Source organism: Thermonema lapsum (assembly GCF_011761635.1).
Classification (GTDB): Bacteria; Bacteroidota; Bacteroidia; order Cytophagales; family Thermonemataceae; genus Thermonema; species Thermonema lapsum.
Window position 1 is genome coordinate 38,954 of record NZ_JAASRN010000003.1, and the last position, 12,392, is coordinate 51,345.

The 12,392-nt window shown below is 47.6% G+C and carries 15 protein-coding genes and 1 tRNA gene; 8 read left to right on the forward strand and 8 right to left on the reverse strand.

What is annotated here, in order from left to right:
* Window positions 1-87 precede the first annotated feature (87 nt).
* Both FHS56_RS09785 and FHS56_RS09790 read left to right on the forward strand, forming a co-directional pair.
* Window positions 88-1,584, forward strand: a complete 1,497-nt coding sequence (locus FHS56_RS09785; protein WP_166920303.1) for a glycine--tRNA ligase — start codon at window positions 88-90, stop codon at window positions 1,582-1,584.
* Window positions 1,585-1,725: 141 nt separating this feature from the next.
* Window positions 1,726-1,803: transfer RNA gene (locus FHS56_RS09790), tRNA-Val, on the forward strand.
* 234 nt (window positions 1,804-2,037) lie between these two features.
* On the opposite strand, the gene FHS56_RS09795 is transcribed toward FHS56_RS09790, so the two are convergent.
* Together FHS56_RS09795 and rplS are read right to left on the reverse strand one after the other, a co-directional pair.
* Window positions 2,038-2,496, reverse strand: a complete 459-nt coding sequence (locus tag FHS56_RS09795) for a hypothetical protein (protein ID WP_166920305.1) — start codon at window positions 2,494-2,496, stop codon at window positions 2,038-2,040.
* 593 nt (window positions 2,497-3,089) lie between these two features.
* On the reverse strand, window positions 3,090-3,446 hold the full coding sequence (rplS, locus tag FHS56_RS09800) for a 50S ribosomal protein L19 (RefSeq protein WP_166920307.1): 357 nt from the start codon (window positions 3,444-3,446) through the stop codon (window positions 3,090-3,092).
* 105 nt (window positions 3,447-3,551) lie between these two features.
* Here rplS and FHS56_RS09805 point away from each other — a divergent pair, with 105 nt between their 5' ends.
* Window positions 3,552-4,076 (forward strand): hypothetical protein, encoded by a 525-nt coding sequence (locus FHS56_RS09805; protein WP_166920309.1) that lies wholly within the window; start codon window positions 3,552-3,554, stop codon window positions 4,074-4,076.
* 5 nt (window positions 4,077-4,081) lie between these two features.
* A complete protein-coding gene (locus FHS56_RS09810; RefSeq protein ID WP_166920311.1) occupies window positions 4,082-4,603 on the forward strand; it encodes a hypothetical protein in 522 nt (173 codons plus the stop codon).
* Here the strand turns inward: FHS56_RS09810 and FHS56_RS09815 are convergent.
* Genes FHS56_RS09815 through FHS56_RS09835 form a run of 5 tightly spaced genes read right to left on the reverse strand, consistent with a single transcriptional unit; the run spans window position 4,573 to window position 7,507 of the window.
* The gene (locus FHS56_RS09815) at window positions 4,573-5,604 is read right to left on the reverse strand and encodes an NAD-dependent epimerase/dehydratase family protein (RefSeq protein ID WP_166920313.1); all 1,032 of its coding nucleotides are present in this window, start codon (window positions 5,602-5,604) and stop codon (window positions 4,573-4,575) included. The genes FHS56_RS09810 and FHS56_RS09815 overlap by 31 nt on opposite strands.
* Complete coding sequence (locus FHS56_RS09820; RefSeq protein ID WP_166920315.1) at window positions 5,601-6,293, reverse strand: tetratricopeptide repeat protein; 693 nt, start codon at window positions 6,291-6,293, stop codon at window positions 5,601-5,603. The genes FHS56_RS09815 and FHS56_RS09820 overlap by 4 nt, the downstream gene beginning before the upstream one ends.
* Window positions 6,294-6,334: 41 nt before the next feature.
* The gene (locus tag FHS56_RS09825) at window positions 6,335-6,805 is read right to left on the reverse strand and encodes an acyl-CoA thioesterase (protein ID WP_166920317.1); all 471 of its coding nucleotides are present in this window, start codon (window positions 6,803-6,805) and stop codon (window positions 6,335-6,337) included.
* Between the two features lie 17 nt (window positions 6,806-6,822).
* Window positions 6,823-7,062 (reverse strand): hypothetical protein, encoded by a 240-nt coding sequence (locus FHS56_RS09830; protein WP_166920319.1) that lies wholly within the window; start codon window positions 7,060-7,062, stop codon window positions 6,823-6,825.
* Window positions 7,063-7,078: 16 nt separating this feature from the next.
* Window positions 7,079-7,507: a 6-pyruvoyl trahydropterin synthase family protein gene (locus tag FHS56_RS09835; protein ID WP_166920321.1), complete on the reverse strand. Its 429-nt coding sequence runs from the start codon at window positions 7,505-7,507 to the stop codon at window positions 7,079-7,081.
* A 134-nt stretch (window positions 7,508-7,641) separates the two neighbouring features.
* Between FHS56_RS09835 and FHS56_RS09840 the strand changes: the two genes are divergently transcribed.
* Window positions 7,642-8,877, forward strand: a complete 1,236-nt coding sequence (locus FHS56_RS09840; protein WP_166920323.1) for an OmpA family protein — start codon at window positions 7,642-7,644, stop codon at window positions 8,875-8,877.
* A 9-nt stretch (window positions 8,878-8,886) separates the two neighbouring features.
* On the forward strand, window positions 8,887-10,350 hold the full coding sequence (locus FHS56_RS09845) for a TolC family protein (protein ID WP_166920325.1): 1,464 nt from the start codon (window positions 8,887-8,889) through the stop codon (window positions 10,348-10,350).
* Window positions 10,351-10,427: 77 nt separating this feature from the next.
* On the opposite strand, the gene FHS56_RS09850 is transcribed toward FHS56_RS09845, so the two are convergent.
* Window positions 10,428-10,988, reverse strand: coding sequence for a hypothetical protein (locus FHS56_RS09850; protein WP_166920327.1), 561 nt, complete (start codon window positions 10,986-10,988; stop codon window positions 10,428-10,430).
* A 60-nt stretch (window positions 10,989-11,048) separates the two neighbouring features.
* Between FHS56_RS09850 and cysQ the strand changes: the two genes are divergently transcribed.
* The gene (gene cysQ, locus FHS56_RS09855; RefSeq protein WP_166920329.1) at window positions 11,049-11,834 is read left to right on the forward strand and encodes a 3'(2'),5'-bisphosphate nucleotidase CysQ; all 786 of its coding nucleotides are present in this window, start codon (window positions 11,049-11,051) and stop codon (window positions 11,832-11,834) included.
* Between the two features lie 45 nt (window positions 11,835-11,879).
* Complete coding sequence (locus FHS56_RS09860; RefSeq protein ID WP_166920331.1) at window positions 11,880-12,347, forward strand: acyl-CoA thioesterase; 468 nt, start codon at window positions 11,880-11,882, stop codon at window positions 12,345-12,347.
* Window positions 12,348-12,392: the final 45 nt, after the last annotated feature.

Here is a 12,392-nt window from a genome sequence, read left to right on the forward strand (position 1 = left end):
CTTTTTTAGGGATAGGCAGCGTTGCTTTCTTAAAATTCGCTTATTTTTGTTTTTTAAAAAGATGCAGAATACAAAAAGCAAAACCATATGTCGAAGAAGCAGCAACCATTGACTTTGGAAGAAGCCAACTTGCAGAAAATTGTATCGCATGCCAAGGAGTACGGTTTCGTTTTTCCTTCCAGCGAAATTTACGACGGCTTGCAGGCAGTTTATGACTACGGACCCAACGGCGTAGAACTCAAAAACAATCTCAAGCTGCTGTGGTGGAAAGCCATGACCCAACTGCACGAAAACGTAGTGGGCTTGGATGCTGCTATTTTCATGCACCCTACCACTTGGAAAGCTTCCGGGCACGTGGACAGCTTCAACGACCCCCTCATAGATAACAAAGACTCCAAGAAGCGCTACCGTGTGGACCACCTCATAGAAGCCAAAGCTGAAGAATATCGCCAAGCAGGCGATGACGCCCGGGCACAAGCCCTGCTCGACAAGATGAACGAACTGCTTAACCGCGAAGATTTCGAGGGGCTGCGGCAGCTCATCATTGATGAAAACATCGTCTGTCCTGTGTCGGGCACTGCCAACTGGACCGAAGTGCGGCAGTTCAACCTTATGTTTTCTACCAAAGCCGGCGCCGTAGCCGACGACAGCATGACCATCTACTTGCGCCCCGAAACCGCCCAGGGTATCTTCGTCAACTTTTTGAATGTGCAAAAAACAGGGCGAGGCACCAGCATGAAAATACCTTTCGGCATTGCGCAAATAGGCAAAGCTTTCCGCAACGAAATCGTGGCACGTCAGTTTATTTTCCGCATGCGCGAGTTCGAGCAGATGGAAATGCAGTTTTTTGTGCGTCCCGGTGAAGAAATGCAGTGGTACGAATACTGGAAACAAAAACGCTATGACTTTTTGCGTGCCGTTGGCTTGCCAGAAAACAAGCTGCGTTTTCACGAACACGAAAAGCTGGCACACTATGCCAATGCCGCTCTCGATATTGAATACGAGTTTCCCTTTGGCTTTAAAGAACTGGAGGGCATCCATTCGCGCACGGATTTCGACTTGCGCAACCACGAACAATACTCAAAGAAAAAACTGCGCTATTTTGATGATGAAATAAAGGAAAGCTATATCCCCTATGTGATTGAGACCTCTATTGGTGCAGACCGCTTTTTCTTGGCTGTTTTATGCAATGCCTATACCGAAGATGTGGGGATAGACGCCAAAGGCAACGAGAAGAAACGTGTGTACCTGAAGTTCCACCCTGCCATTGCCCCAATCAAGGCAGCCGTATTTCCCTTGGTGCGCAAAGACGGCTTGCCCGAAAAAGCACGCGAGGTGTTCAACCTGCTGCGCTACGATTTCAATACCATCTATGAAGAGCGGGGGGCTATAGGCAAAAACTACACCCGTCAAGACATGATAGGTACGCCCTTCTGCATTACCATAGATTACCAAACCATGGAAGACAACACCGTAACACTGCGCCATCGCGACACTACAGAACAAGAGCGCGTGCCTATTGCTGAGCTGCCCCGCATCATAGGCGAGGCGGTCTCGTTGCGTTCTATCTTGTCGAAGCTGTAATAAATGCTTGCAATGCTTTGTGTAAGCACCGGCTCAAAACTTTGCTTTTGAGCCGATTGTGTTTCTTATGAAGAAAAAATTTGGCAATAATTTGCACAAAACAAAAGCTTGCCTTAGTTTTGCTTCCACGTTAAGGAAAGCGGGTTCTTAGCTCAGTTGGTTCAGAGCACCTGCCTTACAAGCAGGGGGTCGCAGGTTCGAATCCTGCAGAACCCACCATCGTGAAGCGACACTTGACCAAGTGTCGCTTTTTTTTTGAAAAAGCTTGTGTTGTCTTCTTTAGTGTGCATTCGACGTTTTTTGCACAGCAGTTTCTCAAACAAGTGAATTGCCGTCAATTGGAAGCCAACGCTCTAAACGTATCAATGAGCTCTTTAGTTTGTGTTGAAAACTCGGTTCATAGCTTTCACTAAGTCTGCCTCGTAGCTCGTTGACCAAAAATTAAAAGTGCTTTCATAAGCATCTCCTTGCCTGCTTTATGTTAAAATAATTGGGTACCTCATTGCAATAAGTAGTCTGGTCATATAAGCTCACTTTTCCATCAACAAGTTGTCTATACCACTTGGGTGTTTTCTCAATTTTCAAGTAAAAATAATCTGTATAATTTTGAGGAATTAAATTTGTATCGGCTTCAAATAGGCGAACTTTGATTGCGTTTTCAACAGCTGTAAAAGTGCAGTCGTTTTCCGTCTTGACCGTAACTTTGCCATTTTGACTAAATTTTACGGCACCTTTAATTTCACCACCATCTTCTAAAAAAACTACACCATCATATACTTTGTTTATTTTTTTGTTTTTATTGGCAATAAGCATGTAACTAGCACCTGGGGAGTAAAATGGGGGACGTCCAAATTGAGCATTCACAGCGTGTACAAGCACAAGCAGAAAAAGACTTAAAATAAACGTTTTCATTGCATTGGATTTTTTGAGTGAAACCAAAAAAATTTTTTGCCCCATATAAAATACGCAGAAATTAACTAAAAATACAGAATAATCTTTACCAATTTAGCCTGCGAGTATGCCATGACAAAAAAGGCTCGGTGGGGTGCTACATAAAAAGTGTGGCATATTCCGGATGTGCTTCAGCATAGGCAAAAATTAAAAAAATTAAATTTAGCTCCCAAGAAGAGCGGAACTTTTACTACAAAACTTGATTCAAAGAACCGCACTTTCTGCTACCGCAAAACCATCTTTGAAATACGAAGCCTCGCCTTTTAAGCAGCTACCAATGTTTTTTGCTTTATTTCTATTTATTGTTTGATGCGTAGTATTTTTAAGAAATAAAAAATGACAAGCCTGTAGAAATCGTAGAAAGCCTTGAAGGGGCACAAATAGGCTCAAAAGGGAAATGCTGATAAAGAGAAAGGGCAGAGGGGCGGTGTTGAAGAAGAGTAAATGAAAGTGAGAAGACAAAGCATTAAGAAACGGCTGTCGTTGCTAAAAAGAGAACAAGAGGTGCTCTCTTTACCAGAAAGCACCTCTTGTTATTGAAGGCAACGCCAATGTTAGTCGCGCAATTCTTTGATACGGGCAGCTTTGCCTTTTCTGTTGCGCATGTAGTAGATGCGAGCACGGCGTACGCGTCCGCGGCGTACCAGCTCTATCTTTTCAATAGAAGGCGACAAAAGGGGAAAAATACGCTCTACGGCAATGCCCCCAGATATTTTTCTTACAGTAAAGGTTTCACCGTTGGTGTTGGGGTGGCGGCGCTGAATGACTACGCCCTCATATACCTGAATGCGCTCTTTGTTACCTTCTACAATTTTCACATGTACGCGTACGGTGTCACCGGCTTTGAAGTCGGGCATTTCGGCACGGCGCTGAGCGTATTCCGATTCTACGAATTTTATCAAATCTTCCATGACTCACTTATGTTCTAAGGTGATTGATGATTGCTTTCTCCTTTAACGGACTGCAAATATAAACAAATTTTGAATATTGCTATCTTTGAAGCCAATTTATTTTTTATGAATATGTTACGAAAACTACTGATAGTGGTGTTGCTTATAGCCGGAGTGGTAACTGCCGCTTACTTGGGCATGGGCGGACATTTGCCGCCGGAAATCCGCCGGGTATCCCTGCCGAAACATTACTTTTTGTATCGTCTGTATGAAGGAAGAGTGCCTTCCGACAGTCTGAAAGCGCTTCGCCGGCAGGTGCAAGCCGACTGGCAGGGGTACCATATATCGGCATGGGCAGCGGCATATCCCTACGAACCCGAGCCGGGCAAGCCTTTGCCTGTGCGTATAGGGATATTGACCGACAGCCTACCCCCTAAGTTGCCTGTTGGTTATGATGTTGAAGCTATCGAAGGCGACCGAATAGAGTTACGCGTGCTTGCCCATCCGCTTTGGGCACCCCGTCCTTATGAGCTGCACCGGGCGGCGCAAGAATGGGCACAGGCAAACCAGTTGATTTTAAGCGAGGAATTTATAGAGCTGCTGACCTTGCCCGAAGAAAAAATTGTTATCTTATATGAAATCAAACGCTAAGCACTATGTCTTTTATGCGATTGCTTACCTGTTGGCTACTGTTGTTTTTTGTGGGGGAAATTGTGCATGCCCAAACGCCGGTGGAGAGGCTGGAAAAGGAAAAATTCTTTTTGGCGCTCGACAAGCCCGGCATGGTGAAACGGATACGCTACTATGTAGGTGATGAAATCGCTTTTTACATGGGCGGCGACCGCTGGAATGCAGAGATTTTGGGTATCAAGAACGATACCATTATTGTAACGGAGGCGGGTAAGGTACCCATTAAACAAATAGAGGCGGTGGTGGTGCCTTCGCGTTCATGGTTTTTGCATCAGGGGGCTTTTGTTTTTCCTGTGGCAGGGGTAGGTTACTTCCTGATGGACACGCTCAATCCTCGCAACTATGAAAACGGAAACGACCGAATCACGGCGGAAAACATCACCATTTCTTCTTCGCTGGTAGGAGCAGGCATTTTATGCCGCGTTTTTCGGAAGAAAAAATACAAAATCAATAAGCGTCATTTGCTCAAAACCATAGAGGTATTGTGAGGGGCAAAGGGCGTGGCTGTCAGATGGCAGACTACCCAACGGATGGTGTCTGCAAGGGGAGTATAACGAAAGTTTGGCAAGAAACTTTGTATTTTGCTGCCGTCGTAACTGAAATGCTCTTGTGAGATGCGAGCTGTTTCGCGGGTAATGAGCGGCGCACGCCCGCTAATGAAGCTGTAGAGAGCAGACAGACGCCACGCTATTTCGCTCATCCATGGGCGTACAGCGTAGCGGGGAGCTTCTTTACCAAGGGCTTGGGCTACCATACCGAAAAAGTCGCGATAGGCAATAGTGCCCGCATTGAGTATGAAGCGCTCGCCTGTAATCTCGTTTTCAATGAGGCGTATACCTGCTTCCAACACATCGCGCACATCCACATAATTGAGGCTACCGAGTGGGTAAAACTTTCTTCCTTCCATTACATAACGAAACAGTTGGGTGCTGCTGCGATGCAAGTCGCCGCATCCTAAGATAAGCGAGGGATTGAGCACGCCCACGGGCAGCCCTTCGGCGTAGCCACGCCACACTTCCATCTCGGCATGAAACTTCGAACGGGCATAATGGGTGGTTAGCTTGTTTTCTTCCCATTGGTTTTGCTCGTCGATGTGCTCTTGTCCGGGGGTACGCCCCAAGGCAGCCACCGAGCTAATATGCAGAAAGTAAAGGCATTTTTTTTCCAGACAGGCATTTATCAGGGTGGCAGTCCCTTGTATGTTGGTGCGGTAGAGTTCTTTTTTGTCTTTGGGATTGAATGATACTTTTGCTGCTGCATGAATCACCACTGCCCCTTCGGGCAATTGCTCTGCCAACGCGATGGGGTCGTTCAGGTCGCCTTCTATCCAGCGTATTTGCTTCTGCTCGCTTTCTGAAAAGGGTAGCTTGCTTTGTGGGCGATGCAGTGCCCACACCTCGCTGCCTTCGTGTAGCAGGCGACGTACGAAATACTGCCCTACTAAACCGGTGGCACCTGTGATAAATACTTTTTGAGCCGAAAGCTTCATGCCTTTGTTTCTTTTTTGCCTAAACCCAACTTCTGCGCCACAAAGCGGAAGAACTCCTTGCGGCGCGCAGCAGAGCAGAATACTTCTTTGATGATTTGCCAGCGATTGGTAGCGGTGGGCGTTGCCTCGTTGGGTATGTTGATAAATTGGGGAGTATGGGGGCGTTGTTGAGAGATGTACTTTCCTTCGGGCAGCCCGGCGATGGCGTCGGCTTTACGGAAATGTTTGATGGCGGCTTCTGGCATGCCCAACTGCTCGTAGAGCAAACCCAAGTTGTTGTGGTTGATGGCGTCGTCGGGGTCCAGCTCTATAGCTTTCTGATAGTCTTCGATGGCAGCTTCTACCATGCCCAAGGCTGCCTTGATAAAGCCACGGCTGGCATAACGGAAAGCATAGTCAGGGTCAAGCTCTACTGCTCGGTCGAAGTCTTCGAGGCTTTCGATAGAGCGCCCTGCCATGTATTTTGCTAAGCCCCGTTCATAAAAGCCGTCGGCAGAGGGCTGTTGCGATAAAAGGCGGTCGTAGTCGGCGATGGCGTCTTCGAAGCGTTCGAGGCGGTAGTAGCACTTGGCACGTAAATAAAAAAGCTGGGTGTTGGGGTTTTGAGCTATCAGCTTCGAGAGCGCCTGTTCTGCCTGTATGTATTCTTGTGCTTCTATGAGGGCTTGAATCGAGGAAATACTTTTCATTGCTTTCGTTTTAAGAGAAACAAGCCGATGAGGCAGAAGGTTTAGCCTTGCAGCTGCTGTTCTATGCCATCCAGGGCGGTAATCCCTTCGACCACTTCTTGTGGGATGGGTGCTTTTTGTTGTGTGCGAAAGTCATAAAACACCAAGCGAGCCTTGGCTTCGGTGGTGATGCGGCGGTGCTGTTCGCTCCAAATGGCGGCTTCCATGATGAGGCTGTATTCGTCCATGTTGATGACGCGGGTACCTATGGTAATGGTGTCGGGGAAGAACAAAGGCACTTTGTAGTGCACTTCGATGCTTGCCAGCACGGGACCTACCGGGGTGAAGTCAAAGCGTTTGTTTTCAACTATTTTTTGCAGATAAGCCACGCGCCCCGACTCAAAGTAGCGCATATACACCACATTGTTTATATGACCGCCAAGGTCGAGTTCGCCCCATTGGGTAGGTAGGCGAAAAGTGGCTTTGTAGAGGTCAAGAAATTCTTCTTTGCTCAGTTGTTTTTTTGAAGTCATAGCTGTAGTTCGTTTGTTTATATGTCCAAGGTTTGATACCAGTCCTGATGCATTTCTTCAAATCGGTGTAATACCTTCGCCATGAAGTCTTCGCGCAAGACGGCTTGCTCTACTTCTTCGGGGCTCATCACTTCCACCTCGCTGATTTTATAGATTTGTTCCAAAAGTCCTTGTTCTATTTTTACAATGTACTTCTGATTCCATGTAAGCAAGGTGATTTTGCAGTGTTCGTGGGGTATTTCTTTTAATATGCGCATGGCAGGCTGATATTTTTTATTTCTCGCCAAAATATTCTACATAATTGTTAGGGGTTTCATAGAGGCGCAAGGCATGAAGGCGGGCGTAATTGTTCGGTGCCAATGTGGGTATTTTGGGTTCGAGGATATGCCAAATCTCTTTGATAATGTTTTCGCAGCTGGGCAACTTGTCGCGCAGAAAGTCCACGTCGAGATTGAGGTTTTTGTGGTCGAGCTTTTCGATGACTTCTTCACGAATGAGACGGCTGAGCTTCTTGAGGTCTACCACAAAGCCAGTATCGGGATTGGGATATCCTTTGACCGTTACGATGAGCTCGAAGTTATGACCGTGCCAATTTTCGTTGGCGCAAGGACCAAAAACCGCTTCGTTTTCTTCTTTGCTCCACTTGGGGTTGTAAAGCTTGTGCGCTGCGTTGAAGTGTTCTCTTCTGGATACGTACAACATTCCCTGCTTCTTCTTTAAATTCAAGGCAAATATAATAAAAAGGCACCATCGTTGGAGTGCGTTGAATCCATGCCGGCAACGCTCGTATTCTTTTTTGCGTTAACTCTTTATAAATGCTACCTTGTGATTGAGCTATGAGGACACTTTTTTGCTTTTTGTATTCGTATTTGTGCGTATGTGTTGCTGGGGCGCAAAATCTGGTGCCCAACCCCGGCTTTGAGCAGTATGACCGCTGCCCCACAAAGTATGGCGAGATTGCACGGGCAGTGCCTTGGTTTGGTGTACGTGGTACTCCCGACTTTCTGGCTGCTTGCACTTCCAATTCTGCCATTAAGACACCGGGCAACTATTTCGGCAGTATGGTGGCACATAGTGGGGGTAATTACGCCGGCTTGGCTTCTTATCATCCTACGGTGCCCAATGAGATGATAGCTGTGAAGTTGAGCCGTCCCCTGCGCAAAGGCAAGCGCTACCGGGCAGGCTATTGGCTTTCGCTGGCTTATAGTTATTCGGGCTATGCCTCCAACAATATGGGCTTGCGTTTTAGCAATGCCCCCTATGCCGACACACTGGCTACCGAAGCGCACTTGCGCATGGAAAACATCTTAGACTATACAGGAGGTTGGACGCTCTTCGAAGGGGTCTTTCGTGCTGACCAAGATTATCAATATCTTTTGATTGGGAATTTCTACACCAAAGAGCGTTCTAAGCTGAAAGAACGCCCTTTTGCAGCGGCTTCTTCGGCTTATTACTACATTGATGATGTTTTTGTGGAAGAGCTACCCGACAGCAACGAAATAGTAGTAAGCATAGAAGTGCCTGCAACCATCGAGGCAGAACTGCACCTGAAAGCCGAAGGGGAGCAAGAACAACAAGGTACATTCACCGGCGACACCCTCCTCCATTTGCCCAAACGACGCTATCGTGTGGAAATACACACGCCTGGCAACTATCCGGTTATAGAAGACATTGTGCCCGACAGCACAGCATTGACTATCAAAGCGCAACCACAACCTTTGAAGAAGGGCGAAACCATCGTGTTGCGCCATATCTACTTTGACTTCGACAAGGCTACTTTGAAGAAAGCTTCCTATGAGGAGCTGGACCTGCTGGCAGACATCATGCGCCGAAATCCTTCCATGCGTATTCTCATCAGCGGGCATACCGACAATGTGGGGAGGAGCGACTACAACCAGCGCCTGTCGCTGGCACGTGCAGAGGCAGTACGCAGCTACCTGCTGTCGAAAGGAATCGCCCCACGGCGCATAGAGGTGAAAGGTTGGGGTATGGAGCGCCCCATTGCCCCGAACGATACCGAAGAAGGGCGTGCCCTGAACCGGCGTGTAGAATTTACTATCTTGGATTTCTGATTCAAGCTTATGAGACTACTCGCTATCATTTCTTCGCTGCTGCTACCATTGTGTACAGTGCAAGCTCAACCATGGGTGATGAGTCTGCCGGATGCCATTGAGCGGGCTCAAAAAACCTCGCTCGACTACGAAAAGAATCGCAACGAATGGATTAACAACTATTGGGCATTCCGTATGCATCAGGCAAGCTTGCGCCCTCGTCTGACTTTTCGGGGCGACTTGCCCGACTTGAGTCGCACCATCGTGCCAGTGATTCAAAACGACGGTACTGAGACTTTCCGCGCCCGCAGCTTGGCAAGTTCTTTTGCCGAGATGGCACTCGAGCAGCCGTTAGTGCCTACGGGGGGTACCTTCTTCGTCAGTTCACAGCTGAGCCGTATCGACGTGCTCTCGCCCATCAATACCACTTCTTACCTTGCTTATCCGGTGGTGGTGGGTATTCGCCAGCCTCTTTGGGGGTATAACCACCTGTTGTGGCAGCAGCGCATTGAGCCCCTACGCTACGAAGAAAGTAGGCGCCGTTTCGATGAATCAATGGAGATGATAGCTGTCAAGACCACCGAACTTTTTTTCAATACGCTGTTGGCACAAAAAAGCCTCGAAATAGCCACGCTCAATTACAAAAATGCCGACACGCTCTACAGCATTGCGCGCGCACGTTTTGATTTAGGTAAAATATCGGAAGTGGAGTTGCTCGAAATAGAATTGTATTATCTGAACAGCCGCAATGCACGAGACTTGGCACAGTATGAGTACAACTACCATTTGCTGCAGTTGAAAAACTATTTGCGCTTGGAAGAGGACACCGACCTGCAATTAGAAGTGCCCGACTGGCTGCCTTCGTTGCGTGTCGATGCTCAAATGGCTTTGGAACAGGCACGCCAAAACAGAGCCAAAGCCTTGAATATACAGCGCCGTTTGCTGGAAGCCGAGCGGGAAATAGCCAGAGCACGTGCCGAAAGAGGCTTCCGGGCAGACCTCTACCTTTCGTTTGGTTTGTCGAAGAGTGCCCCCACCTTGTATGAGAGCTACCGCAAAGTGCAAGACCAAGAACGCTTCCGTTTAAGTTTGGAAATTCCTATCCTTGACTGGGGGCGGGGGCGTGCCCGCATCAAAACGGCTCTTGCCAACTATCACCTCACCAAGACCGAAGCTGAAATAGAGCAGAATGAGTTTGAGCAGGAAGTGATTTTGCAAGTGCAGCGATGGAACATCTACAGCGAGCAAATACGCTATGCCCAACGGGCATGGGAGGTGGCACGCAAGCGCTACGAGATAGCATGGCAGCGTTTTCGCAGTGGGCAAATACAACTTACGGACCTGAATATTGCCAAGCAGGAACAAAACGAGGCGCAGCGTCAATACTTGAGCAGTTTGCAGAATCTGTGGAGTGCCTATTTCGTTTTGCGTATGCTCACGCTCTACGACTTCGAAAGGCATCGAATCATAGAATATGAAGTGCATGAAGAGTAGTCAAAGCTTTTTTGTCGCTGTGGGTGGTAGCGCTGTCTGCCACCCACAGCAACTGACAAAGCAAAGCAAGTAGGAGTTTAGTTGCTGTATCGTTCAATGATTTGACGCAGTTCGTCCATTTTACTTTGGCTATATGCGCCCGAAGTGATGTGTACTATACGCCCGTTTTTGTCCAGTACAAAAAAATAAGGTTTTGATTTGTCTGTCATATTCAAAAAGCGCTTGTAGGGCGTAATATTGCCATGATAAAGCAGCACGTGCGCCCGCAGGCTTTGGTCTATATTCCTGAACTGCTGTTCAAACTTTTCAAACTGGTTATCGGGTACGATGGCACGTACCATCGGTATGAAATAGAGGTTCAGAGGCGTTTCGTCATATAATGATTCAAACACGGTGTGGTTTTCTTCCAAGAAAAACTTGTAAGCAGGCAAAAGCCATGTTTCTAGTTCAGCTTCTGACGCTTGTGAATAGGCAAGACAAAGCAGGCTCACCTTGCCGCGTGTATCTTCTGGAATACGCACGACTTCACCTGCTGCTGTGCGTCCTTCCAAAGCAGGGAACGGCTGGTCTTTTTGAGCAAAGAGCGAAAGAGAAATACCGCTGAACAAGAGGGCTACTAAAAAACGTTGACACTTCATACCTCGAACCATTTATGTATTTTTAACTTTACGGAAAGTAAAGCCCCCAAGTTTTAACCTATGGACATAGAACTACAACAAATCATAGAAACGGTATATGAAGCCGGTGCGGTGATTATGCACTATTTTCGTTCGGCACATTTACAAGTAGAACAAAAAAAAGATGATTCGCCCTTGACCGTAGCCGACCGTGAGTCGAATACTGTCTTGACGCATATGTTGCAACGCTACAGTGGGCATCCGGTAGTGTCGGAAGAAAACCCCATGCTTCCTTATGAAGAGCGCCGGCGTTGGGGTAAGTTCTGGCTTATAGACCCCCTCGACGGCACCAAATCATTCATTCGTGGCGAAGAAACCTTTACCGTCAATGTGGCACTTGTCGAAGGGCAATTACCGGTAGTTGGTATTCTATATGCGCCGGCTTACGACACACTTTATTATGCCATCCGGGGGCAAGGAGCTTTCTATATCGAACACCATGGGCGCCCGCAAGCATTGAAGCGCCCACCCATGCCGGCTTATTTGACAGCGCTCATTAGCAAATCGCACCAGGGCACCAAAGACAAAGAGCTGCTACTCGGCTTGCCAGTAAAGCACTTTGTGCCCATGAGCAGTGCCTTGAAGTTTGCGAGGGTAGCCGAAGGGAAAGCCCATATTTACGTGCGCACCGGACCCACGATGGAGTGGGATACGGCAGCTGGGCAGGTTATCGTGGAAGAGGTCGGAGGCGTGGTGTTGGACTTAGATGGTAACATGCTGGTTTACAATAAAGAAAAGATGTGCAATGAGGGCTTTGTTTGCAAATTGTATCCGGAATTGCAAACATTTTCGTCGGTAGAACAATGATATAAGGCGTCTCCTCATATCTTTGTACATTCAAAAAAACACGACATGGAAAAATTACCACAATCTCAGCAGCCGCAACACGTTTTTAGCAACTACATCGAAGAAAAGGTAAGGCGTTCGGAGACCCGTATTTTTAAAGCTGTATTTCCGGACCTTACTAACCACTATGACACACTTTTTGGAGGAACCGCCATGCAGATGATGGATGAAGTGGCATTCATCACCGCTACCCGCTTTACTCGCCTGCCGGTGGTAACCATAGCCAGCGACCGCATTGAATTCAAGAAGCCCATACCGGCGGGAACTATCGTGGAATTGGTGGGCAAAGTGGTCAAAATAGGCAATACCAGCCTGGATGTGCGTGTGGATATTTACGTGGAAAGCATGTATGCTGAAGAAAGAGAAAAAGCTATTTCGGGCACATTTACCTTTGTTGCTATCGATAAAGAGCGCCGACCGATTAGTGTGCTTGCCAACTCTCCGCTTCCTCATTCCGGAGACAAAAAAGAATAGCAAAAGGGGGAGGCATTTGCCGTCCCCCTCTTGTTTGTTGGGCTT